Origin of the sequence: Streptomyces sp. CBMA29 (assembly GCF_014596445.1) — a bacterium.
Taxonomy (GTDB): domain Bacteria; phylum Actinomycetota; class Actinomycetes; order Streptomycetales; family Streptomycetaceae; genus Actinacidiphila.
Map to the genome: position 1 here is coordinate 55,437 of NZ_MECL01000007.1, position 22,960 is coordinate 78,396.

Here is a 22,960-nt window from a genome sequence, read left to right on the forward strand (position 1 = left end):
TCTCACGCACAACTCCGTCCTGAGGCGGGCCCCTTGTCGACCCGTCGTGAGGCTCCGTCGGCCGATCCGCGCGCTCGCCCTTGCCGGTGGGCGTTTGACAGCGTTGTCAGAACCCGCTGTCACGCGTCGCGGGTCCTGGCGGCTCGACCTGGCGGAATGGTGGACAAAGGAGGCGCCCGTGTCTTGCGGGCACTTCCCTTCACGTCTTCCATCGTTGCAAATGATGTCGGTGGCATGACAGCACAGGGCCTGGCGGGTGTCCATACAGGCGGCGGTCAACGTTGGAAATTGGCGTCTTCCGTGTCGCATGGGCCGCCGCCCGCCGCCCGCCGCCCGCCGCCCGCCGCCCGCCGCCCGCCGCCCTGGAGCCGCGGCGAGCCCGGCGTGATCGATGCGGGCGACCGGCTCGCGGCCCGCGCCCCGAGGGGGCCAAACGGGGTACCTGCGCCCCGCCGGTGCGCACGTCGCCGGGGCACCGGCCGGACCTCCGGTTTTGATGGTGGCTCAGATGTCATGACCGCCACTGCCGGAAGGCCCGTGATGCAGGAGCCGTCGACGAGCGAGTCCGGAGCCCTGCTGCTACGGACCGGCCGCTACTTCCGGCCGGGGAGAACGGCCGACGATCTGCACAGCGTCGAGATCAGCGGAGGCCGCGAAGGGGACGCCTTCTACCGGGACCGATGGAGCCACGACAAGGTCGTCAACTCCACGCACGGCGTCAACTGCACCGGCTCGTGCCGCTGGAAGGTGTACGTCAAGGACGGCATCATCACCTGGGAGACCCAGGCCACCGACTACCCGACCGTCGGCCCCGACCGCCCCGAATACGAGCCGCGCGGCTGCCCGCGCGGAGCCGCCTTCTCCTGGTACACCTACTCGCCGACGCGCGTGCGCTACCCGTACGTCAGGGGCGTGCTGCTGGAGATGTACCGCGAGGCCAAGCGGCGCACGGGCGGCGACCCGGTGCTCGCCTGGGCCGACATCCAGGCCGACCCCGAGCGGCGGAGCCGCTACCAGCGGGCGCGCGGCAAGGGCGGCCTGGTGCGCGCCGGCTGGGACGAGGCCGTCGAGATCGTCGCCGCCGCGCATGTGCACACCGTCAAGACCTACGGACCCGACCGGATCGCCGGTTTCTCGCCGATCCCCGCGATGTCGATGGTCTCCCAGGCGGCGGGCTCCCGCTTCCACGCGCTGATCGGCGCGCCGATGCTCTCCTTCTACGACTGGTACGCCGACCTGCCGGTGGCCTCCCCGCAGGTCTTCGGCGACCAGACGGACGTACCGGAGTCGGGCGACTGGTGGGACGCGGCGTATTTGATGATGTGGGGCTCCAACGTCCCGGTGACGCGGACGCCGGACGCGCACTGGATGGCCGAGGCCCGCTACCGGGGTCAGAAGGTCGTCGCGGTGGCGCCCGACTACGCGGACAACGTCAAATTCGCCGACGAGTGGCTGCACCCGCACCCCGGCACCGACGGCGCGCTCGCCTTCGCGATGGGCCATGTCGTGCTGAAGGAGTTCTTCGTCGACCGGCAGGTGCCGTTCTTCACCGACTACGTCCGCACGTACACCGACCTGCCGTTCCTGGTCACCCTCACCGAGAAGGACGGGGCCCGCGTACCGTCCAAGTTCCTGCGCGCCGCCGACCTGGGGGACACCGGCGAGGGCGCGGACTGGAAGACCGTGGTCCTGGACGAGGCCACCGGGCACGCGGCCGTCCCCAACGGCTCGCTCGGCTTTCGCTGGACGGAGTCCGGCAAGGGCAAGTGGAATCTCGACCTGGACGGCATCCGGCCCCGACTCACCCTGTACGGGGCCGAGGTGGCGACGCCCGTCGAGGTGCTGCTGCCGAGGTTCGACACCGAGGGCGGCGTTCACGGGCAGGGCAGGGGCGATGTCGTACGGCGCGGTGTGCCCGCGACCCGGCTCGGCGGCCCGGAGGGACCGCTGGTGACCACCGTCCACGACCTGCTGCTCGCGCAGTACGGGGTCGGCCGCGACGGGCTGCCGGGCCGGTGGCCCGACTCGTACGACGACGCGGAGACACCCGGCACCCCGGCCTGGCAGGAGGCGCACACCTCGGTCCCGGCCGCCAAGTGCGTGAAGATCGCGAGGGAGTTCGCGCGGACGGCCGAGGAGTCCGGGGGCCGCTGCATGATCCTGATGGGCGCGGGCACCAACCACTGGTTCCACTCCGAGACGATCTACCGGACCTTCCTCGCGCTGCTCCAACTGACCGGCTGCCAGGGGCGCAACGGCGGCGGCTGGGCGCACTACGTCGGCCAGGAGAAGGTCCGCCCCTTCACCGGCTGGTCCACGGTCGCCTCGGCGGGCGACTGGGCCAGGCCGCAGCGCCAGATGATCGGCACCGGCTACTTCTTCCTCAACACCGACCAGTGGCGTTACGACCGGTTCGCCGCCGACGTCCTCGCCTCGCCGCTCGGCGACGGCCGGTTTGCGGGCATGACCGGCGTCGACCTCCTCGCCCAGTCGGCCCGCTCCGGCTGGATGCCGTCGTATCCGACCTTCGACCGCAATCCGCTGGACCTGGTCGACGAGGCCCGTGGTCTCGGCAAGGAGCCGCAACAGCATGTCGTGGACGAACTCAAGGCCGGGCGGCTGAACTTCGCCTGCGAGGACCCGGACGCGCCCGCCAACTGGCCGCGTGTGATGACCCTGTGGCGGGCCAATCTCCTTGGCTCCTCCGCCAAGGGCGCCGAATACTTCACCAAGCATCTGCTCGGCACGCACTCCGACCTGCGCGCCGAGGAGGCCCCCGAGGACGTCCGCCCGCGCGATGTGAGGTGGCACGAGCACGCGCCGGAAGGCAAGTTGGACCTGCTGCTGTCGCTGGACTTCCGGATGACGTCCTCGACGATGCTCTCCGACGTCGTCCTGCCCGCCGCGACCTGGTACGAGAAGCACGACCTGTCGTCCACGGACATGCACCCGTACGTACACGCCTTCGCCCCGGCGATCGACCCGCCGTGGCAGGCCCGCACCGACCACGACATCTTCCACGCCGTCGCCGGGCGGTTCAGCGAACTGGCCCAGGGCCATCTCGACACGCGGCACGACCTGGTCGCCACCGCGCTCCAGCACGACACGCCCGGCGAGATCGCCCAGCCCGGCGGCGTCGCGCCCGACTGGCGGCGCGGCGACTGCGAACCCGTCCCGGGCAAGACCCTGCCGACGCTGACCGTCGTGGAGCGCGACTACACCGCGATCGGCGCGAAGATGGCAGCCCTCGGCCCGCTCGCCGAGAAACTGGGCCTGCCGGTCAAGGGCATCGCGCTCCACCCCGACCAGGAGGTCGAGGACCTCAAGGCGCTCAACGGTGTCGTACGCGGCGGCCCGGCCGACGGCCGCCCGGCGATGGACACCGCGGTCAAGGCGGCCAACACCATCCTCGCCCTGTCGGGCACCACCAACGGACGGCTGGCCACCCAGGGCTTCCGCACCCTCGCGGAACGCACCGGCAAGGACATGGCGCACCTGGCCGCCGAGCACGAGGGCAAGCGGATCAGCTACGCCGACACCCAGGCCGCGCCGGTCTCCGTCATCACCTCACCGGAATGGTCGGGCAGCGAGGCGGGCGGCCGACGCTACGCGCCCTTCACGCAGAACACCGAACACCTCAAGCCCTGGCACACCCTGACCGGGCGTCAGCACTTCTTCGTGGACCACGACTGGATGCACGAACTCGGCGAGGCGCTGCCCGTCTACCGGCCGCCGCTCGACATGCACCGGCTCTTCGGCGAACCGGTGATCGGCCCCGACGGCCAGAAGGCCGTGACCGTCCGCTACCTGACGCCGCACAACAAATGGTCGATCCACTCCGAGTACCAGGACAACCTCTTCATGCTGGCGCTGTCCCGCGGCGGTCAGGCCGTCTGGATGTCCGTCGAGGACGCCGCGGCCATCGGCGTGAAGGACAACGACTGGATCGAGGCCGTCAACCGCAACGGCGTCGTCGTGGCACGGGCGATCGTCTCCCACCGCATGCCGGCCGGGACCGTCTACATGCACCACGCGCAGGAGCGTACCGTCAACGTCCCGAAGACCGAGACCACCGGCCGCCGCGGCGGTGTCCACAACTCGCTGACCCGCGTCCTGCTCAAGCCGACCCACCTCATCGGCGGCTACGCGCAGCTCTCCTTCGCCTTCAACTACCTCGGCCCCACGGGCAATCAGCGGGACGAGGTCACCGTCATCCGTCGCCGCTCGCAGAAGGTGGAGTACTGACATGCCCCGTGGCACAGCAGGAACCGGCCGGGTGATGGCGCAGATCGCCATGGTGATGAACCTCGACAAGTGCATCGGGTGCCACACCTGTTCCGTCACCTGCAAGCAGACCTGGACCAACCGCTCCGGCATGGAATACGTCTGGTTCAACAACGTCGAGACCCGGCCAGGACTCGGCTACCCGCGCCGCTTCGAGGACCAGGACAAATGGCGCGGCGGCTGGAAGCTCAACCGGCGCGGCCGACTCCAACTCCGCCAGGGCGGGCGGCTGTTCAAGATGGCCTCGATCTTCGCCAACCCTGTGCAGCCGGTGATCAAGGACTACTACGAGCCCTGGACGTACGACTACCGCAATCTGACCAACGCCCCGCTGGGCGAGGACTATCCGGTGGCCGAACCGCGCTCGCTCATCACCGGCAAGCCCATGAAGATCGAATGGTCGCCCAACTGGGACGACGACCTCGGCGGCGCCCCGGAGCTCGCCCCGCGCGACCCCAACGTGGAGAAGATGCGCGCCGAGGTCGGCGAGCGGATCCGCTTCAGCTTCGAGCAGACCTTCATGTTCTACCTGCCGCGCATCTGCGAACACTGCCTCAACCCGGCCTGCGCGGCGGCCTGTCCGTCCGGCGCGATCTACAAGCGCGCCGAGGACGGCATCGTCCTGGTCGACCAGGACCGGTGCAGGGGCTGGCGGCAGTGCGTGACCGGCTGCCCGTACAAGAAGATCTACTTCAACCACCGCACCGGCAAGGCCGAGAAGTGCACCTTCTGCTACCCGCGCGTCGAGGTCGGCCTGCCCACCGTCTGCTCCGAGACCTGCGTCGGCCGCCTCCGCTATCTCGGGGTGGTCCTCTACGACGCGGACAAGGTCACCGCCGCCGCCTCGGTGAAGGACGACAAGGACCTGTACGAGGCCCAGTTGGGTCTCTTCCTCGACCCGGAGGACCCCGAGGTGCGGCGGGCCGCCGAGCGCGACGGCATCGCCCACGACTGGATCGAGGCCGCCCGCCGCTCCCCGGTGCACGCCCTGATCAGCACCTACAAGGTGGCGCTGCCGCTGCACCCGGAGTACCGCACCATGCCCATGGTCTGGTACATCCCGCCGCTGTCGCCCGTCGTCGAGGCCGTCAGCGACAGCGGCCACGACGGCGAGGACGCGGGCAATCTCTTCGGCGCCATCGACGCGCTGCGCATCCCGCTGGAGTACCTCGCCGAACTGTTCACCGCGGGTGACACCGCACCCGTCAAGGCGTCGCTCGGCAAGCTGGCCGCGATGCGCTCCCACATGCGCGACATCAACCTCGGCCGTACGCCGGACGGTTCGGCGGCCGAAGCGGTCGGCATGACGGGAGATCAGATCCAGGAGATGTTCCATCTGCTGGCCGTCGCCAAATACGAGGACCGGTACGTCATCCCCACCGCCGCCCAGGCCGACGCGCGACGGCTGGAGGAGTCGGCGCTGCCCGACGGTTGCAGCCTCGACTACGAGGACGGCCCCGGCATGGGTGCGGACGGCCCCTTCGGCGCCGACTCCGGCCGGACATCGCTGCCCCTGGTCACCATCGAGAGCTTCCACGCCGCCCGCAGCAGGCAGAACGCCGACGAGGAAGAGCCGATGCCGTGAGATCAGGACACGCGAAGACCGAACCCGTGAGGGCCGCGTCCACAACCGCCGCCGCCCCCAGTGACAAGCCGTCGCCGGCCACCGACACCGCCGTCCTCCACCAGGCCGCCGCCCACTGCCTGGCCTACCCCGACGCCGACTTCCGCACCGCGCTGCCCCTGCTGCGCCGAGCGGTCGACGGGGTACGGCACCAAGCCGCCGTACCTCTGCGGGACTTCACCGCGTACGCGGCGGGAGAGTCCGCGGCGGCCCTGGCCGCCCACTACGTCGAGACCTTCGACTTCACCAACCGGCACAGCCTGCACCTGAGTTGGTGGACCGACGGCGACACCCGGCGCCGCGGCCGCTCGCTGCTCCGCTTCAAGGACGCCTACCGCGCGCACGGCCTGGAGCACGCGGGCGAGGACCTGCCGGACTTCCTGCCCGCCGTCCTGGAATTCGCCGCGGCCACCGGCTCCGACGCGCTGCTGCGCGAACACCGCCCCGCCCTGGAGCTGTTGCGGCTCGCGCTCACCGAACGCGCCACCCCGTACGCGCGGGTCCTCGACTCGGTCTGCGCGACCCTGCCCGGCGCCTCGCCCGCCGACCGCGCCGCCGCCCACGCGCTGGCCCGCGGCGGCCCGCCCCGCGAGGAGGTCGGCCTGGAGGCCGCCGCCTACGGGCACCTCGGCCTGCTTCCCGTCCTGACCGGAGACCAGCGATGAACACCTTCCTGTGGGGCGTCCTGCCCTACGTCGCCTTCGTCCTGCTCGTGTCCGGACTCGTCTGGCGGCACCGCTACGACGCGTTCGGCTGGACCACGCGCTCCTCGGAGGTCTACGAGTCGCGGCTGCTGAACATCGCCTCGCCGGTGTTCCACTACGGCATCCTCTTCGTCCTCGTCGGCCATCTGACGGGCCTGTTCGTCCCCGCGTCCTGGACCGACGCCATCGGGATCAAGGAGCACGCCTACCACCTGCTGTCGCTGTTCGGCGGCTGCGCCGCCGGGCTCCTCGCCGTCGCCGGGATCGGCATGCTCCTCTACCGCCGTCGCACCAACGCCGCGGTCTTCCGCGCCACGACCCGCAACGACAAGCTGATGTACGTGGTGCTGCTCGCCGCGATCGTGATGGGCCTGACCGCCAAACTCATGCACTCCGACCTCAGCGGCGGCTACGACTACCGCACCACCATCGCGCCCTGGGCCCGCAGCCTGTTCACGCTCCGCCCCAGGACCGGCCTGTGGGACGGCGTCCCGGTGGCGTACGAGATCCACGCGGTGATCGGCATGGTGCTCATCGCGCTGGTCCCCTTCACCCGCCTGGTGCACATGTTCAGCGCGCCCGTGCAGTACTTCTTCCGCCCCTACATCGTCTACCGCAGCCGCGACCCCGAGGAGCCGGCCGGTGCCGCGCCGCGCCGCGGATGGGAACGCGTTGACTACTGAGCGGACCACGCGGAAGGGGCCCGCGCCGCACGCGCCCGGCACCGGCTGGCCCGTCGTCCCCCCGGCGGCCGGAGCCGTCGTCATGGCGACCGGCATCATCTCGGTGGGATTCCGCCTCACCGGCTACGCCACGCTCTCCGCGATCACGCTCGCCGTCGCGGCGGCCGTGTGGGTATGGCTGGCCGGGACCTTCGCGGTGACGCTGCTGCGCGACCGGGCGCGTTGGCAGGCGCAGTCGGCCAACCCGCCGGCGCTCACCGCCGTCGCGGCGACCTGCGTGCTCGGCACCCGGCTGTCCCTGTCGGGCTACCGGACCACGGCATACGTACTGCTGACGGTCGCCGTCGTCGTATGGCCCTGGCTGCTGGTGTCGGTCATGAGGCACTGGAAACGGCCGGTGCCGGGCGCCGCCTTCCTGGTCTGCGTCGCCACCCAGGGCCTCGCCGTCCTCGCGGGCACCCTCGAACTGGCGGGCGGCCCCGACTGGCTGGGCCGGGCCGCCCTCGTCGTCTTCCTCCTGGGAATCGTGCTGTACGGCGAGGCGCTGATCCGCTTCGACTTCCGGCAGCTGCTGACCGGCGCGGGCGATCAGTGGATCGCCGCGGGGGCGCTGGCGATCTCGGCGCTGGCCGGTTCCAAACTGACCGCCTCCCCGTTGTGGTCGGGCGGTGCGCACAGCGCGCTGCGGGTCGCCACCCTGATCCTGCTGGGCCTCGACTTCGCCGGATACGCGGTCCTGGTGGTCTGTGAATTCGTCCGCCCCCGGCCGCGCTACGACATCCGCCGCTGGTCGACGGTCTTCCCGCTGGGCATGACGGCGGTGGCGGCCCTGTCCACCTCGGCCGCCGCGCACCTGCCCGGACTGCACGGACCCGGCACCGTACTGCTGTGGATCTCCGCCGCCGCCTGGCTGCTCACGCTGCTCGGCCTCGGACGCGTCCTCGCCCGTACCGCCGCCGACGCCCGGGTCTGAGGGGGGTTCCTCACGACGCGACGCGCACGCCGTGGGCCTTTGCTTACGCTTTACTTCGCCTTTGCCACCCCACGGGGCCTCCCGCCGTTCACCCGCGCTGCCCAGACTCGCCGCGTCCTACGCGTACATCCTGTCGTCAGCGGGAGCTGAATATGAGCCACGGCCACAGCCACGGTCACCAGCACGGGCCCCACGATCACGCGCACGGCGGTCACACCGACGGCGGTTCGCTGCCTCCCGCCCTCGACACCTCGGTACCGGACGAGGAGTTGACGCCCAGTCAGCTCTCGCGGCGCTCCATGCTGCGCCGAACGGGCCTGCTGGGCGCGGGACTCGCGGCCGGGGGCGTCCTGGCCGGAGCCGGCCAGGCGGCGGCGCACTCCTCCGGCGGCCACGCGGGCCCCGGCGGTTCGCACCCCGGCGGCCTGCTGTGGTTGGCGGGAGACCACCACATCCACACCCAGTACAGCAGCGACGCCAAGTACCGCGTGATCGACCACGTACGGCAGGCCAACGCGCACGGCCTCGACTGGATGGTCATCACCGACCACGGCAGCGAGCAGCACGCCAAGATCGGTGTGGAGAAGGTCAATCCGGACATCGTCGCGGCCCGCGCGAAGGTCTCCGACACCCTGGTCTTCCAGGGTCTGGAGTGGAACATCCCGGCCGCCGAGCACGGCACCGTCTTCGTCCACCCCGGCCGCAACGAGGTCGCGGTCCTCAAGGAGTTCGAGAACTCCTTCGACGGTTCGGTGAAGGGCGCGAGCGCCAGCACGCCCGCCAACGAGGCGCTGGCCATCTCCGGCCTGAACTTCCTCGCCGACCAGGTCAGGCGGCGCAAGGTCCAGGACGTGCTGTTCCTGGCCAACCACCCGGCACGCAAGGGCATCGACTCCCCGCACGAGATCCGCGCCTGGCGCGACGCCCAGCCGGGGATCGCCGTCGGCATGGAGGGCGCCCCCGGCCACCAGGCGGGCGGCCTGCCCGCCCCGCAGGGCGCGGGGTCGGGGCGCGGCATCTACGACAACAGCCCGAGCGCCGACTCCTTCCCCGGCTACCCGCTGGAGAGCTACCGCACCTGGGGCGGCTTCGACTGGATGACCTCCACCGTCGGCGGCCTGTGGGACAGCCTCCTCGCCGAGGGCAAGCCCTGGTGGATCACCGCCAACTCCGACTCGCACAACGTCTACGCCGACAACTCGGTGCGCGGCCCGAACGGCGACTTCAACGCCAACGGCAAGTACGACGACCCGGTCTACGGCGGCGCGCTCAACCTCACCGACACCGACTTCTGGCCCGGCCAGTACAGCCGCACGCACGTCGGCTCCGCCGGATTCTCCTACGCGGCCGTCATGGACGGCATCCGCGCCGGACGTGTCTGGGTCGACCACGGCGGTCTGATCAGCGGCCTCGACGCGCGGCTCGGCGACGGCAGCCGGTCGGTCACGCTCGGCGGCGTCCTGCACGTGCGCCGCGGCAGCAAGGTCGACCTGGTCGTCACCGTCGCCCTGGCGGGCGGCCCGAACTGGTCCCAGTTCGTCCCCAAGCTCGCCCGCGTCGACGTCGTCCAGGGCCATGTGACCGGCACCGCGCGGGACAAGGACACCCTCGCCGCGCCGAACACCAAGGTCGTGAAGTCCTTCGAGGTCGACAAGTCGACCGGCACGGTCCGGCTGACCTACTCCCTGGGCCGGGTCGACAAGCCGCTCTACGTCCGGCTGCGCGGCACCGACGGCAACCGCACCGCCGTCGGCGTCAACGGCGCCTCCGTGGACCCGGCCGGCCCCGCCATGGACGTGATCGGCGACGCCGACCCGTGGAAGGACCTGTGGTTCTACTCCAACCCGATGTGGGTCCTGCCCGCATGACGACCCCGCACGAAGGGCCCGGCGGCCACACCGTCATCGGTGTGGCCGCCGGGTCGGTGAATCTGCGCGAGGCCGACCACCTCATCCGGCACCTCGCGGACGTGCTCGACCTCCCGGCCGCCACCGTCGCCTGCACGCACCTCGTACGCTCCACCGCCCGCCCGCGTACGGCCGTCTCCTTCGCGCTGCCCGACGCCGAGGCCGCGACGGCGGCATGGGACCGGCTGCTGGCCCGGCTCTCACCCGAGGACACGGCGGGACCGGGCGGCGCGGGACCGGGCGATGCGGGACTCGACGGCGCGGGCGCCGCGCTCGGCGCTGATGCGCACGGCCCGGCCGAAGAGGCGCACTCGGCGACCGCCGCGGCGGCGGAGCACACCCGCAGGAGCGGCGGCCGGGCGGTGCTCTATCCGGGCGCCGAGGGTCTGACCGGCACCGTCACGGTCGCGGACCTGCTCGCACGTACCGCGATCGACCAGGTCGTCCTGGTCGGCGCGCCGCCCGCGACGGACGGTGGCGGGCCCGATCCGCACATCGCGGTGCGGACCCGCGACCACGTACGCCCGCAGTGGCGCGACGGGCGGCTCGTGCTGGCCCTGACCCCGGCGCCCGGTGGCACGCTGGCCCCCTTCGAGGTGCCGAACCCGACTCCCTGCTGCGCCGACCACCCGTAGAGCCGCACCGGCCGCCGGCCGCTCCGACGATGGCGGCACCGCCCCGGGACCGCCCCGGGACCGCTCCCTACTGCGAGCAGCCGTGGCGCGCGGGCCGCTCGTGACCTGCGGATGACGTGTGCCCGTACCTCACGCGCGCCCGCGCCTTACTCCTGGTCGGCGCCCCGCTCCTGGTCCGCGTCCACGGCCGGTTCCCCGGCGGGGGCGGGCTCCGACGGGGCCGTCTCGGTGACGTGGGCGTGGGCCGGGCGGATGACCACCGAGCCGGAGTCGAGGTCTATCGCCCCGCGCGCCGGATCGCTGCTGCCCTCGTCGTCGCGGGACAGCTCCAGGCGGTTGCGCTCGTCCTCCGTGTGCTTGCGGCCGGGCGCGAAGAGCTCATCCATGAAGTTGAACATCGCGGCTCCTTCTCGGCTCGGCTCGACACGGCACCACTTCAGGCTACGCCGAGCGTCCCCCGAACGAGTGAGGGCGGCTTTTGACAACGAGGGGTTCGCTAGACGCTGCCCCTGGCCTGGCCCCCCGCCTGTCCCCCCGCCTGACCCCCGGCCTGATCCCCGGCCGGACGCCCGGCCGCTTCCCCGGCGCCGAACCAGTGCCGCGCGGCCGACCGCAGCGCGTCGAGGGCCGCCGCGCCGGGACGCGGGTCGGACGACGCCCAGGCCACGTAGGAGTCGGGACGGATCAGCACGGCGGTCGTGGCGGGGGCGTCGTCCGGCTGCGACGGCGGCTGCTGAGACCGGGACGGCGCGTGCGCCGTGACGACGGTGACGCGGTCGATCCAAGGGCCGAGCGCCGCCCCGGCCGACGCGTCGTCGGTCAGGTCGAGCAGCAACGGCCGCGCCGATCTGGCCAGTTCGGCCAGCGAGACCGTGCCGTCCGGGGTGGGGATGTCCAGGTCGGGCGCGAACCGCCCCACCAGCGGGTGCGGTTCGGGACCGCCCATGTCGTAGCGGACGTCGGTGCCCGCAGTGAGGTCGGCGAGGTGCTGGACGGTCGCGGGCTGCGCGAGCAGCTCGGTGAAGAGCTGACGCAGCGCGGTGACGTCGTCACCGGGCGCGGTCAACGCGGCCTGCGCCTGGGCGTAGACGACCATACGGCCGGCGGCCCCGCGCCGCTCGGCGTCGTAACTGTCGAGGAGGTGGGCCGGTGCGGTGCCGTGGATCGCGGCGGCCAGTTTCCAGCCGAGGTTGACCGCGTCCTGGAGGCCGAGGTTCAGGCCGGGGCCGCCGCCCGCGGTGTAGATGTGGGCGGCGTCGCCGACGAGGAACACCCGCCGGTCCCGGAAGCGCTCGGCCACCCGCGTGTTGCCCCCGGTCAACCGCCTGAGGACGTACGGCCCTTCGCCGGTCGGCGGGTTCAGCGGCAGATCGGCGCCCAGCACACGCCGGACGCTCGCGCCGAGTTCTTCGAGGCTCATCGGCGCCCCGGTCTCCGGCTGGTCCCACTCCGTGGTGCTGACCAGCGCCGGGCGGCCGGGGAACGGCGCGTACGAGAATCCGCCGCGCTCGGTGCGGAGCGGCAGGAACGGCCGGACGGCGCCGTAACCGGGCACATCGAGGGCGCCGGTCGCGGGGTCGACCCAATGCGCCGGTACGGTCGCGTGCGCCGACCGATTGGTCCTGCGGTCCTCACTCACACCGGGGAAGCCGATACCCGACAGCTTGCGGGTGACGCTGTGCGCGCCGTCCGCGCCGACGACGTAACGGGCGCGCAGCCGATACGCGCCGTCCGGTCCCGTGACGTCCACGGTGACGGCGTCGCCCGGTGCGTCCGCTTCAGGGTCCGACGGCTCCCGCGGGTGGTGCGGGTCCTGTGATTCCTGGGCCAGGGCGGTGACCCGGTGGCCGCGACGGATCTCCACGCCGAGTTCGCCGGCCCGCTTCTCCAGGATCTCGACGATGTGCCGCTGTGGCGCCGCGACGCCGTACACCGGGCTGTCCGGCAGCAGGCTCAGGTCCAGCGGCAGGGCGGCGAACATGAAGTAGGCGGAGTTCGGGCGCGGCGGCCCCGGCATCCCGCTCATGTCCTCGTACAGCCCCCGCCGGTCGACCAGCCGTACGACCTGGCCGACCAGCCCGTTCGCCTTGGGCTCCTCGCTCGGCGCCGACAGGCTCTCCAACACGGTCGGCCGTACCCCGGCCAGGGCCAACTCGCACGCCAGCATCAGCCCGTTCGGGCCGCCTCCGACGATGACGACATCCGTGGTGACCAACTGGTCCTCCTCAGTGACTCGTTGCGTGAACGGAAGAAAGGAAAAGAGGGAGCGCCGTATGAGGGCAGGCCGGATAGACCCGGCGGCCGACCGGGTCAACTCACCTATGGCACGGGCGGATCAGGGAGCGGGTAGGCCCGCGACGATCCCGTCGAACGTCTCGCGCAGGACCGCGGCGAGCGACACGGGCGGATCGGCGCTCAGGGAGTGCTCGACGGCCACGGCGCTGCCCGCCCCGACCACCGCGGCGACCAGTTTGGGATACACATCGCGGGCGACGTCGGTGCCGGTGCGCTCGCCGACTGCCCTGGCCAGCTCCTCCTGCGCGGCGGCGTTCGCCTTGACGATCTCGCCGTGCAGGGCCGGTTCCGCGAGCATCAGCCGCACGCCGTCCGTCCAGCGCCGCCGGTCCTCGGACGAGCCCTGCCCCGGACCGGCCTTCGGCGCGAACTGGCCCTCCACGGCGTGCGCGACCGACTCCCACAAGGGCTCGTCGGCCGGTCGCGCGCGCAGTTCGTCGGCGACGCGGCGCATCCGCTCCAGATGGCTGGCGGCGATGGCCTCGGCCTTGCCGGAGAAGTAGTTGCGGAAGGTGCGCACGGACACGTTGGCCGCGGCGGCGATGTCCTCCACGGTGACGTCGTCCCAGCCGCGCTGGACGCACAGCCGGATCGTGGCCTGGCTCAGCGCGACACGCGTCTCCCGCTTCTTGCGCTCCCGCAGGCCGAGGCGGGCGGCGTCTTCGTCCTGTGTCATGGCTACGACGGTAGATAAATATTGCCGTGATGGCAAGATTGCCGTAGCGGCAAGTTTCTTGAAGGGGTAGTCGGCGACACTTCCGGGGGCCGCGCACGGCCGTGTCGGTGCCTCCCGCCCTCGGGTCGCGCCTGAGGGCTGCTTTCCTGACGCCGCGTCAGGGCCCTCTCCGGGTACGGCAAGGGGCCTCCCCAAGGCCGCACCGCCGTGCGCGACGGCAGGCTGTGACAGCCATGCGATCCGCCATCAGCAAACGCCGCAGCCTTGTCCGCGGCGACCGGCGCTTCCGCGCCCTCAGCCCCCTGCTGCCGCACGGTTGCGCCACCGGCTGCGGCCCCCTCGACCGCCCCGTCGACAACCGCCTTGGACTTCCCGCCGCCACTGGCGACGCGATGCGGCTGAGCGCGTACCACACCTTCAGGGCCTACGACCAACTCCCGCCGCGCTGACGGGGATCACGCGTCCCGGACCCGTCCGGGGCCATGATGGAGCGCATGACTTTGGCGACGGCGTTCACGGAGATGTTCGGTGTGCGGCACCCGATCGCGCTGGCACCGATGGGCGGCTGCGCCGGCGGCGCGCTGGCGGCGGCCGTGTCGCGCGGCGGCGGCCTCGGACTGCTCGGCGGCGGCAGCGGCGACCGGGAGTGGCTGGCCCGCGAGCTGCCGGTGGTGGCCGAGTGTGGTCGGCCGTGGGGAGTCGGGTTCCTGAGCTGGGCGGCCGAAGCCGGCGCCGTCGAGCAGGCGCTGGAGCACGGGCCCGCCGCGGTGATGCTGTCCTTCGGGGACCCGGCGCCCTTGACCGCACGCGTCCGGGAGGCGGGCGTGCCGCTGATCGTGCAGGTCACCGATCTGGAGGAGGCCCGGCGGGCGCTGGACCTCGGGGCCGACGTCATCGTGGCGCAGGGCACCGAGAGCGGCGGGCACGGCGCGCGCCACGGCAGGTCCACGCTGCCTTTCGTGCCGGTGGTGGTCGATCTCGCGGCTCCGGTGCCGGTGCTCGCGGCCGGTGGGATCGGCGACGGCCGCGGTGTGGCCGCCGCGCTCGCGCTGGGCGCTGCCGGTGCCCTCATCGGCACCCGCTTCCAGGCGACGGCCGAGGCCGGGGTCGAGCCCTCGGTCACCGAGGCGATCGTCGGCGGGAGCGGGGAGGACACCGAGCGCAACAGCGTCCTGGACATCGCGCGCGGCTCCCGGTGGCCGAGGGCGTACACCGCTCGTACGCTCGGCCACCCCTACCTGGACCGCTGGCGCGGCCGGGAGGCGGAACTGGCCGCCGACCCGCACGTACGGCAGGAGTACCAGGCCGATGTGGCACGCGGCGAAGTGCCGGCGCTTCCGGTGTGGGCGGGGGAGGCCGTCGACCTCGTCCACAACGTCCCGCAGGCCGCCGACCTCGTCGCCGTACTCGCCGTCCAGGCGGAGGAGGCGCTGGCGCGGGCCGTACGGCGCTGACCTCGTCGTCGCGCGGGCCGACGTCCCCGACGTCCCCGACGTCCGCCCGTACGGGAGCGGGCGCGGGCGCGGACAGGCGTACGCCGTCGGCTGGCAGGATGCTTGCGGTAGGTGCCATCGCGGCCACCGACGCCCCGGACGGACATCCGTGGCAGGCCGCGAGGCGCGCGCAGTCACCGGAGCGACCGGAGCGACCTGAGCGACCGGAGGAGAGCTGATGAGCAGCCGGATGCGGCACCACGTCGCCGTGCTCGTACTGGATGGTGCGAAGCCGCTCGACGTCGGCATCCCCGCGCAGGTGTTCTCGAACCGGCCGAGCATGCCGTACGAGGTACGGGTGTGCGGGGCCGCGCCAGGACTCGTGACCGGCGGTGACGGCCTCTCCTACCACGTGGCCGAGGGACTCGACGCGGTCGAGCACGCCGACACCATCTTCATCCCCGGCTACCGCGAACCCGCGACCACGGAGCCTCCGGTGGCGGTCGTCAGCGCGCTCATGGCGGCCCACGAGCGGGGTACGCGCCTCGCGGCGATCTCGACGGGGGCCTTCGCGCTGGCGGCGACCGGCCTGCTCGACGGGAAGCGGGCGACGACGCACTGGCACTACACGAAGGCGCTGGCCACCCGGCATCCGCTGGTGCGGGTGGACGAGAACGTGCTGTTCGTGGACGAGGGCGACGTGCTCACCTCGGCGGGGGCGGCCTCCGGCATCGACATGTGCCTGCACCTGGTGCGGCGTGACCACGGAGTGGGACTCTCCAACCACGTGGCGAGACGCCTGGTCGCGGCGCCGTACCGCAGCGGGGGACAGGCGCAGTACGTGCCCCGGAGCGTGCCGGAACCGCTCGGCGACGTCTTCGCGAGCACGCGGGAGTGGGTGCTGGCGCGCCTCGCCGAGCCGCTGACGCTGGAGGAGCTGGCCCGCAACGCGCGGGTCTCGGCGCGGACCTTCTCGCGGCGGTTCGTGCAGGACACCGGGTACACGCCGATGCAGTGGGTGCTGCGGGCGCGCGTAGACCTGGCCCGTGAGCTGCTGGAACGCACCGACCTGGGCGTGGAGCAGATCGCCGACCGGGTCGGGCTCGGCACGGGCGCCAATCTGCGCCTGCACTTCCAGCGGATTCTCGGCACGTCGCCGACGGAGTACCGGCACACGTTCTCGCCGTGAGGGTGCTCGCCGTGTGGGTCTTCGGCCTGAGCCTTTCCGGGCCGGAGCTTCGAGGGCCGGAGCGGTACGGAGCCGCCGGACCTGAGGCGGGTCGGTTCCGGGCCGCTCGCGCCGTCACGACCGGCTGGCGAGATCCTTGCGGGCACTGTCATTCGAGCCACTGTCGGGCCGGCGTGCGGTTGCCGACCATGGGAGACGTAACGAAAGGAGCCCTCTCATGACCCGCATCGCCGTCAACGGATTCGGCCGTATCGGTCGCAACACCCTCCGCGCCCTGCTCGCCCGCGACACCGACCTCGAAGTGGTCGCCGTCAACGACCTGACCGCGCCCGAGGCGCTGGCCCACCTGCTCGAGTTCGACAGCACGCTCGGCCGCCTCGACGCCTCCGTCGAGGTGGACGGGACCGACCTGGTGGTCGACGGCCGCCGTATCAAGGTGCTCGCCGAGCGCGAGCCCGAGAAGCTGCCGTGGGCCGAGCTGGGCGTCGAGATCGTGCTGGAGTCCACCGGCCGCTTCACCTCTGCGGACGCCGCCCGTGCCCACATCCGCGCAGGTGCCAAGCGCGTCCTGGTCAGCGCCCCCTCGGACGGCGCCGACGTCACGCTCGCGTACGGCGTCAACACCGACGACTACGACCCCGCCTCGCACGTGATCGTCTCGAACGCCTCGTGCACCACCAACGCGCTGGCCCCGCTCGCCGCCGTCCTGGACGACCTGGCCGGCATCGAGCACGGCTTCATGACCACCGTGCACGCCTACACCCAGGAGCAGAACCTCCAGGACGGCCCGCACCGCGACCTGCGCCGGGCCCGCGCCGCCGGGGTCAACATCGTCCCCACCACGACCGGCGCCGCCAAGGCCATCGGCCGCGTGCTGCCCGGCCTCGACGGGAAGCTGTCCGGCGACTCCATCCGCGTACCGGTCCCGGTCGGCTCGATCGTGGAGCTGAACACCACCGTCGCGCGCGAGGTCACCCGCGACGAAGTGCTCGCCGCCTATCGCGCCGCCGCCGACGGCCCCCTCAAGGGCGTCCTCGAATACACCGACAAGCCCCTGGTCTCCAGCGACATCACCGGCCGCCCCGCCTCCTCGATCTTCGACTCCGCCCTCACCCGCGTCGACGGCAAGCACGTCAAGGTCGTCGCCTGGTACGACAACGAATGGGGCTTCTCCAACCGCGTCATCGACACCCTCGAACTCCTCGCCCACTCCTGACCGACACCCGGCCTCGGGCCACCGCCGCTCGGCGTCGGTCAAGGCGAGCCGTCCGTCAGGGCCGGAAGGCGTGAGAGACGGCGGTGGCCAGGCCGGTGCGGCGGCGGGCGTGGTCCGCGGCCGGAGGAACCCGACGAATCCGCCGTGCTCGACGCCCTCGACACGGGCGGTCCGCTGTGGATGTTCCCGACGCCTACACCGAGACCGAGCGAGTCCGCGGCGATGATCCGGTCCAGTTCGTCGCGGTCGGCGGTGAAGGCGGGTTCGACAGTCAGCGTGCCTCCGAGGGCAGGTTTCGGGAGTGGCCGGATCTGGATCACGTGATGCCGCGGGCGCGGCGTGGCAGTGCCGGTGCCGGCACCGCCACCGCGAACGCCGAGGCGCAGCAGACGCGGTACGCGTACCGGATCAGGGGCCCGGCCGTGACCTGCGAGAACACCACTCGCTAGCATGGTCGTCGGGAACCGTACCGGGCCTCACCGGCGGCCCAGGACGGTGAACGGCGGCTGCCGCCGGGCTCGACCCGGGCTCGACCCGGACTCGACCCGGACGCGGCGCGATCGGGACGATCGAGAAGCCGCCACGTCTCGTCCAGCCGCCGACAGCGCATTCGCCGCCCCCCGCCGGGCCTTCCGGCACCGGGCGGAACGACCGACGAGAGGAACCCCCGCCCGTGACGGCCGAGGCCATCGAGACCCACGACTTCCCGTTCGACCCGACGTACGGATACGACCTGGACCGGCTGCTCCAGGTCGGTAGCCCCGAGGCGCCGGCCGACTTCGGCGACTTCTGGCAGGGCGCGTACGCCAAGGCGCTGGCGGTCGACACCGCGCCGCGGGTGGGAGCGCTGGAGGAGGAGCGGGACGGCGTACGCGTCCACGCGGTGTCGTACACCTCGGTCGGCGGCTTCCGCGTGGGCGGCTGGCTGACGCTGCCCGCCGACGGGCACGTCACGCACGGCATGGTCGTCCTGCACGGCTACGGCGGCAGGGACGCCGTCGATGTGACGCTGCCCCCGCCCGGCACCGCCGCGATCTGGCCGTGCGCGCGCGGAATGGCCACGCGCAGCCTCGACCCGGAGATTCCGGCGACAGCGGCCGAACACGTCGTGTACGGCATCGCCTCGCGCGAGACCTACGTGCACGGCGGATGCGTCGCCGACACCTGGTGCGCGGCCTCCGCGCTGCTCGCGCTTGTACCGGGAGCGGCGCGCCAACTCACCCTGGTGGGAGGCAGTTTCGGCGGCGGGATCGGCGCCCTGGCGCTGCCCTGGGACGACCGGTTCCACCACGGGCTGCTGACCGTGCCCAGCTTCGGCAACCATCCGCTGCGGCTGACCCTGCCCTGCACGGGCAGCGGCGAGGCGGTCCGCGCCCACCACGCCCGGCACCCCGAAGTCACCGAAGTGCTCGGCTACTTCGACGCGGCCGTCGCCGCCACCCGCGTCCGCGTCCCCGTCCACGTCGGCGCCGCCGTGTTCGACCCCGCGGTGCCGCCGCCCGGACAATTCGCCGTGCACAACGCGCTGGGCGGCCCGAAGGAGCTGTTCGTCCTGACGGCAGGTCACGTCGACTACCCGGCCGCCGCCGAGGAGGACGCCCGACTGCGGGCGGCACAGCGGGAGTTCCTGGCGGAGGCCGACCCGCGATAACGGCCGCCGGTCACCAGGGCCGCCCACGGCCGCCGCCCAGGGTCGCCCAGGGCCGCCTAGGACCGACCGGGACCGCGTAGGGCCGTCGTGGAAACGTTCCGCACGCGGTGCTGACGCGCCCTCGGTACGAGGACCGGACGGGACATCGGATGGCCGCTGGGCCGTGATGCGCGACGGCCAGTCGTCGTCGGCGAGTCCGGCAGCGGCAGGACGGCGGGTCCTCTTCCAGCGGAACGCCCGCGGCGAGATCCAGCCGGTGCGCGGCGCCGGACGGGCGGCCCGCGCCTACCATGCTGACGTGCAGCTCATTTTTCCGGACCCGCTCGGCTCGTTGAATCCGCTGCGCCGTGCCCGCCGTGCCTGCCGAGCCCGTCGCACCGTGGAGCGCCATGCCGCGCCCGCGCGGACCGGGTCAGGACCGGGCCGGGCGGGCGGATTCGCCGGGACCGCGCACGCGGCAGCCGCGCGCCGCCGCCAGGGGACCGGCCCGGCCCGGCGCGAGCCGGTGACGCACAAGGACAGTCCCCTGCGACAGGAGAGCACACCGTGACCGCCCGCCGCCGCGACCGCGCCCCCAACCAGGCCGACGTGGCCCGTCTCGCCGGGGTGTCCCAGTCGGCGGTCTCCCGCGTGATCAGCGGCGACGCCGTCCGCGCCAGGATCCCCGAGGAGACCCGCAAGCGGGTCTTCGACGCGGTCAGGGAACTCGGGTACGTCGCCAACCCGGCCGCCCGCGCGATGCGCAACAAGCGCACCAACCTGCTCGGGGTGCACACCTTCGAGGCCGTCTTCCCGCACGCCCGCGAGGACTTCTACTTCGAATTCCTCCAGGGCATCGAGGAGCGCGCGGAGGAGACCGGCTTCGACCTGGTGCTGTTCACCTCCACCGGCAGCGGCGACGGAGGCCGCCGAAACATCTACCGCGACGGCACCAACCGGCTGCGCCTGGCCGACGGCAGCGTGCTGCTCGGTGTGTCCACCGACCGCGGCGAACTGGCCAGGCTCTGGTACGAGGGCTACCCGTTCATCCACATCGGCCGCCGCGAGGTGCCCGGCGCCGAGATCCCGTGCGTCATCCCCGACTACGAGACCGCGGCGGCGGGCATCGTGGAGAAGCTCGCCGCACTCGGCCACCGCAGAATCGGCTATCTGCGCGAGGCCCTGGAGATGGAGCCGTACACCGACCGCCGGGAGGGTTACGCACGGGCCGTCCGCGAATTCGGTCTCACCGACGACTCGCCCGGCTTCCGCGGCGAGACCGGCCTGTCCGACGCGTGGCTCGACCACCTGGTCACGGGACCCGAGACGGCCGTCGTCGCCGAGAGCGTACGGCTCGCCGAGACGCTGCGGACGAAGCTGGCCGAGCGCGGCCTGCGGGTGCCGGACTACCTGTCCGTCGCCGTGCTCGAAGGCGCGCCCGAGCAGCCGGAAGGCCGGTGGGTGTCGCTGGAGATCCCGCGCGTCGAGATCGGCCGGACCGCCGTGAACCAGCTCATCGCGATGCTCGACGACCCCGGCCGCCGCGCCGACAGCCTCCTCGTCCCCTGCTCGATCGCCGCCGGCACCACCCTGGCTCCTCCCCGCCACTGACGGTCACCGACTGCTCGGCAGACCGTCCGAACGCCCGCCCGCGCGCCCGAATGCCCGCCGCCCGTCCGGGCCGCATTGTGGTATTCGCCAACCGTGCCGATAACGCCGAGACGGCGCATAGGGCCGTTGTACGAGCAGGGCCGGACAAAGCCGGGCAGCGGCTCTCACCAGCGGCTAAGCGGAATTCACACAGGCGCGGGCATCCGTCCGCTACCCGCGCCTACGCGAAATATTCGACGGACATTGACGGAACGTCACGAAACGCTGGGGGCGGGCGAATATTCAAGAGAAGTGTGTTGCTGTCGTGAAGGCGTTGATCTACGGTTCTCGATTTTTCGCGCACTGTTAACAGACGCCTACAAGGCGGCGCGTCTCATGGGGGGATTATGGATTTGGGTGGGGTCAGACGTGTGCGTGCGTCTCGTGGCTGATAGTGACGCTCGCGTCCGCTCTGGTCGTCGCGGTGGGTCCCGCGGCGGCGGTAGCGGTCGCCGCGGCACCGGCATCGGCTCCGGGCGCCGAGCCGACGTCGACATCGATGTCGAAGGCGACACGGTCCTCGAAGCCGGCGAAGGCCGACACCGGTGTCTCGCACCGCACGGCGCTCACGCGGGACGCGGCGGTCGCCGAGGCGGCCGAGGCCGGGCAGAGCGTGGAGATCACCTCGCTGCGGACGGAGTCCAACGAGACGTACGCGCTGCCGGCCGGCAGCCTGGAGACGGACCAGCACCTGCGTCCGGTCCGGGCCCGTGTCGGCGGCGAGTGGAAGACGGTCGACAACACTCTGGTGCGGCAGCCGGACGGCAGTGTCGCGCCCGCGGTCGCGTCCGTCGGCATGGAGCTGTCGGGCGGCGGGTCCGCGCCGCTGGTGACCCTGGACAGGGCCGGGCGGAAACTGTCGTACACCTGGCCGTCGGCGCTGCCCGCGCCGACGCTCGACGGCGACACCGCCACGTACAAGAACGTCCTGCCGGATGTCGACCTCCGGATGCGCGCGGACACCGACGGCTTCCACGAACTGCTGGTGCTCAACACCGCCGCCGCGGCGCGGAATCCGGCGCTCACGCAGCTCACCTTCGGGGTGGTGACCGACGGCCTCGACGTGGCGCGCACCGCCGACGGCGGTCTGACCGCCACCGACACCACGACCGGCGGTGAGGTCTTCGCGGCGCCGCAGCCGATCATGTGGGACTCCGGCACGCAGGGGACGAACACCCCGGCGGCGGCAACCAGGAGCGCCGGGACCGCCAAGGGCGCGAAGACCGCGACCGCCGAGGACGGCGGCCCGGAGGACCCGGCGAAGGCCGACCGGTACGTCCCAGATGGCGCCGATCGCCGTCGCCGTCGACACCTCCGACGCGTCCGGCTCGCTGACGCTGACGCTGACGCCCGACCACGCGCTGCTGACCGGCGCGGACACCTCGTTCCCGCTGTACATCGACCCGCAGACGTACACCCCCAAGGCGGGGGACTGGACGATGGTCTCGCGCTACTGGGCGTCCAGCCCGCAGTACCGCTTCAACGGCGACGACGACGCCGGTGTGGGCGACTGCGACTGGACCTACTGCGCGCCCAGGGACGTCAAACGGCTCTTCTACTCCTTCCCGACGTCGAAGTTCGCGGGCAAGACGATCCTGGACGCCACCTTCGTCGCGCACGAGACGTGGTCGGCGTCGTGCACCGCCAAGCCGATCGAGCTGTGGCGCACGAGCGGCTTCACCAAGGGCACGACCTGGAACTCCTCCGCCGACCACTGGCTCGACCACATCGACACCCAGACCGAGGCGCACGGCTACTCCGGCGGCGCGGCCTCCGACGTCGAGTTCAACGCCACCACCGGGGTGAAGTACGCCGCGGCCCACAACTCCGGGACCACCACCTTCGGTGTCGGTGCGGATCCGCACCCTGCCGACGATCAGCGCGAGCGATGTCACCGACCCGGACGGCGACCAGGTGAGTGTGCAGTTCTCCGTCGCGTGGGACGCAGGTGACGGCAAGGGCCTGGTCACGCAGTGGACTTCGGCGAAGATCGGCCCGAAGAAGTCCGGCTCGACCTTCTCCACGAAGCTCACCGCGAGGCTCGGCGGCAAGACGGTCCCG

The 22,960-nt window shown here is 72.2% G+C and carries 20 protein-coding genes; 16 read left to right on the forward strand and 4 right to left on the reverse strand.

What is annotated here, in order from left to right; translation table 11 throughout:
- Positions 1 to 513: 513 nt before the first annotated feature.
- The 7 genes from BGM09_RS01610 to BGM09_RS01640 all read left to right on the forward strand — a co-directional run bounded on the left by BGM09_RS01610 (position 514) and on the right by BGM09_RS01640 (position 10,810).
- A complete protein-coding gene (locus tag BGM09_RS01610) occupies positions 514 to 4,245 on the forward strand; it encodes a nitrate reductase subunit alpha (RefSeq protein WP_411158240.1) in 3,732 nt (1,243 codons plus the stop codon).
- A gap of 1 nt (position 4,246) precedes the next feature.
- Positions 4,247 to 5,869, forward strand: a complete 1,623-nt coding sequence (gene narH / locus BGM09_RS01615; protein ID WP_223186156.1) for a nitrate reductase subunit beta — start codon at positions 4,247 to 4,249, stop codon at positions 5,867 to 5,869.
- 119 nt (positions 5,870 to 5,988) lie between these two features.
- On the forward strand, positions 5,989 to 6,573 hold the full coding sequence (gene narJ, locus BGM09_RS01620; protein ID WP_223186165.1) for a nitrate reductase molybdenum cofactor assembly chaperone: 585 nt from the start codon (positions 5,989 to 5,991) through the stop codon (positions 6,571 to 6,573).
- Complete coding sequence (gene narI / locus BGM09_RS01625) at positions 6,570 to 7,295, forward strand: respiratory nitrate reductase subunit gamma (protein ID WP_188279516.1); 726 nt, start codon at positions 6,570 to 6,572, stop codon at positions 7,293 to 7,295. Before narJ ends, narI begins: the two co-directional genes overlap by 4 nt.
- Complete coding sequence (locus tag BGM09_RS01630; RefSeq protein WP_223186157.1) at positions 7,285 to 8,268, forward strand: tellurite resistance/C4-dicarboxylate transporter family protein; 984 nt, start codon at positions 7,285 to 7,287, stop codon at positions 8,266 to 8,268. Before narI ends, BGM09_RS01630 begins: the two co-directional genes overlap by 11 nt.
- A 152-nt stretch (positions 8,269 to 8,420) precedes the next feature.
- Complete coding sequence (locus BGM09_RS01635; protein ID WP_188279517.1) at positions 8,421 to 10,136, forward strand: PHP domain-containing protein; 1,716 nt, start codon at positions 8,421 to 8,423, stop codon at positions 10,134 to 10,136.
- Positions 10,133 to 10,810: a hypothetical protein gene (locus tag BGM09_RS01640; RefSeq protein ID WP_188279518.1), complete on the forward strand. Its 678-nt coding sequence runs from the start codon at positions 10,133 to 10,135 to the stop codon at positions 10,808 to 10,810. Before BGM09_RS01635 ends, BGM09_RS01640 begins: the two co-directional genes overlap by 4 nt.
- A 146-nt stretch (positions 10,811 to 10,956) precedes the next feature.
- Here BGM09_RS01640 and BGM09_RS01645 read toward each other — a convergent pair whose 3' ends face one another.
- The 3 genes from BGM09_RS01645 to BGM09_RS01655 all read right to left on the reverse strand — a co-directional run bounded on the left by BGM09_RS01645 (position 10,957) and on the right by BGM09_RS01655 (position 13,781).
- Complete coding sequence (locus BGM09_RS01645) at positions 10,957 to 11,208, reverse strand: DUF6191 domain-containing protein (protein ID WP_188279519.1); 252 nt, start codon at positions 11,206 to 11,208, stop codon at positions 10,957 to 10,959.
- 98 nt (positions 11,209 to 11,306) lie between these two features.
- Positions 11,307 to 13,025: an FAD-dependent monooxygenase gene (locus BGM09_RS01650; RefSeq protein WP_223186158.1), complete on the reverse strand. Its 1,719-nt coding sequence runs from the start codon at positions 13,023 to 13,025 to the stop codon at positions 11,307 to 11,309.
- Positions 13,026 to 13,145: 120 nt separating this feature from the next.
- Positions 13,146 to 13,781 (reverse strand): TetR family transcriptional regulator, encoded by a 636-nt coding sequence (locus tag BGM09_RS01655; protein ID WP_188279520.1) that lies wholly within the window; start codon positions 13,779 to 13,781, stop codon positions 13,146 to 13,148.
- A 233-nt stretch (positions 13,782 to 14,014) separates the two neighbouring features.
- Between BGM09_RS01655 and BGM09_RS01660 the strand changes: the two genes are divergently transcribed.
- The 8 genes from BGM09_RS01660 to BGM09_RS01695 all read left to right on the forward strand — a co-directional run bounded on the left by BGM09_RS01660 (position 14,015) and on the right by BGM09_RS01695 (position 20,860).
- The gene (locus BGM09_RS01660; protein ID WP_188279521.1) at positions 14,015 to 14,230 is read left to right on the forward strand and encodes a hypothetical protein; all 216 of its coding nucleotides are present in this window, start codon (positions 14,015 to 14,017) and stop codon (positions 14,228 to 14,230) included.
- 45 nt (positions 14,231 to 14,275) lie between these two features.
- Positions 14,276 to 15,235 carry an NAD(P)H-dependent flavin oxidoreductase gene (locus BGM09_RS01665; protein WP_188279522.1) on the forward strand — a complete coding sequence of 320 codons (960 nt, stop codon included), beginning with the start codon at positions 14,276 to 14,278 and terminating at the stop codon, positions 15,233 to 15,235.
- Between the two features lie 217 nt (positions 15,236 to 15,452).
- Positions 15,453 to 16,403 (forward strand): GlxA family transcriptional regulator, encoded by a 951-nt coding sequence (locus BGM09_RS01670; protein WP_188279523.1) that lies wholly within the window; start codon positions 15,453 to 15,455, stop codon positions 16,401 to 16,403.
- Positions 16,404 to 16,620: 217 nt separating this feature from the next.
- The gene (gene gap, locus BGM09_RS01675) at positions 16,621 to 17,619 is read left to right on the forward strand and encodes a type I glyceraldehyde-3-phosphate dehydrogenase (RefSeq protein ID WP_188279524.1); all 999 of its coding nucleotides are present in this window, start codon (positions 16,621 to 16,623) and stop codon (positions 17,617 to 17,619) included.
- Between the two features lie 176 nt (positions 17,620 to 17,795).
- Positions 17,796 to 18,068 (forward strand): hypothetical protein, encoded by a 273-nt coding sequence (locus tag BGM09_RS01680; protein ID WP_188279525.1) that lies wholly within the window; start codon positions 17,796 to 17,798, stop codon positions 18,066 to 18,068.
- 224 nt (positions 18,069 to 18,292) lie between these two features.
- Complete coding sequence (locus BGM09_RS01685; RefSeq protein ID WP_188279526.1) at positions 18,293 to 19,270, forward strand: acetylxylan esterase; 978 nt, start codon at positions 18,293 to 18,295, stop codon at positions 19,268 to 19,270.
- 298 nt (positions 19,271 to 19,568) lie between these two features.
- Positions 19,569 to 19,820, forward strand: a complete 252-nt coding sequence (locus BGM09_RS38720; protein ID WP_188279527.1) for a hypothetical protein — start codon at positions 19,569 to 19,571, stop codon at positions 19,818 to 19,820.
- Positions 19,817 to 20,860, forward strand: a complete 1,044-nt coding sequence (locus BGM09_RS01695; protein ID WP_317452485.1) for a LacI family DNA-binding transcriptional regulator — start codon at positions 19,817 to 19,819, stop codon at positions 20,858 to 20,860. The genes BGM09_RS38720 and BGM09_RS01695 overlap by 4 nt, the downstream gene beginning before the upstream one ends.
- A gap of 402 nt (positions 20,861 to 21,262) precedes the next feature.
- On the opposite strand, the gene BGM09_RS01700 is transcribed toward BGM09_RS01695, so the two are convergent.
- Complete coding sequence (locus tag BGM09_RS01700; protein ID WP_188279528.1) at positions 21,263 to 22,060, reverse strand: hypothetical protein; 798 nt, start codon at positions 22,058 to 22,060, stop codon at positions 21,263 to 21,265.
- 122 nt (positions 22,061 to 22,182) lie between these two features.
- Here BGM09_RS01700 and BGM09_RS01705 point away from each other — a divergent pair, with 122 nt between their 5' ends.
- A complete protein-coding gene (locus BGM09_RS01705) occupies positions 22,183 to 22,851 on the forward strand; it encodes a hypothetical protein (RefSeq protein WP_188279529.1) in 669 nt (222 codons plus the stop codon).
- The last annotated feature ends 109 nt before the right edge of the window (positions 22,852 to 22,960 follow it).

Excerpts from the sequence above, each read along its gene's own strand:
- BGM09_RS01610 (WP_411158240.1), top strand. The coding sequence starts at position 514 with ATGACCGCCACTGCCGGAAGGCCCGTGATGCAGGAGCCGTCGACGAGC.
- narH (WP_223186156.1), top strand. The coding sequence starts at position 4,247 with ATGCCCCGTGGCACAGCAGGAACCGGCCGGGTGATGGCGCAGATCGCC.
- narI (WP_188279516.1), top strand. The coding sequence starts at position 6,570 with ATGAACACCTTCCTGTGGGGCGTCCTGCCCTACGTCGCCTTCGTCCTG.
- BGM09_RS01635 (WP_188279517.1), top strand. The coding sequence starts at position 8,421 with ATGAGCCACGGCCACAGCCACGGTCACCAGCACGGGCCCCACGATCAC.
- BGM09_RS01640 (WP_188279518.1), top strand. The coding sequence starts at position 10,133 with ATGACGACCCCGCACGAAGGGCCCGGCGGCCACACCGTCATCGGTGTG.
- BGM09_RS01645 (WP_188279519.1), bottom strand. The coding sequence starts at position 11,208 with ATGTTCAACTTCATGGATGAGCTCTTCGCGCCCGGCCGCAAGCACACG.
- BGM09_RS01655 (WP_188279520.1), bottom strand. The coding sequence starts at position 13,781 with ATGACACAGGACGAAGACGCCGCCCGCCTCGGCCTGCGGGAGCGCAAG.
- BGM09_RS01660 (WP_188279521.1), top strand. The coding sequence starts at position 14,015 with ATGCGATCCGCCATCAGCAAACGCCGCAGCCTTGTCCGCGGCGACCGG.
- BGM09_RS01665 (WP_188279522.1), top strand. The coding sequence starts at position 14,276 with ATGACTTTGGCGACGGCGTTCACGGAGATGTTCGGTGTGCGGCACCCG.
- BGM09_RS01670 (WP_188279523.1), top strand. The coding sequence starts at position 15,453 with ATGAGCAGCCGGATGCGGCACCACGTCGCCGTGCTCGTACTGGATGGT.
- gap (WP_188279524.1), top strand. The coding sequence starts at position 16,621 with ATGACCCGCATCGCCGTCAACGGATTCGGCCGTATCGGTCGCAACACC.
- BGM09_RS01705 (WP_188279529.1), top strand. The coding sequence starts at position 22,183 with ATGGCGCCGATCGCCGTCGCCGTCGACACCTCCGACGCGTCCGGCTCG.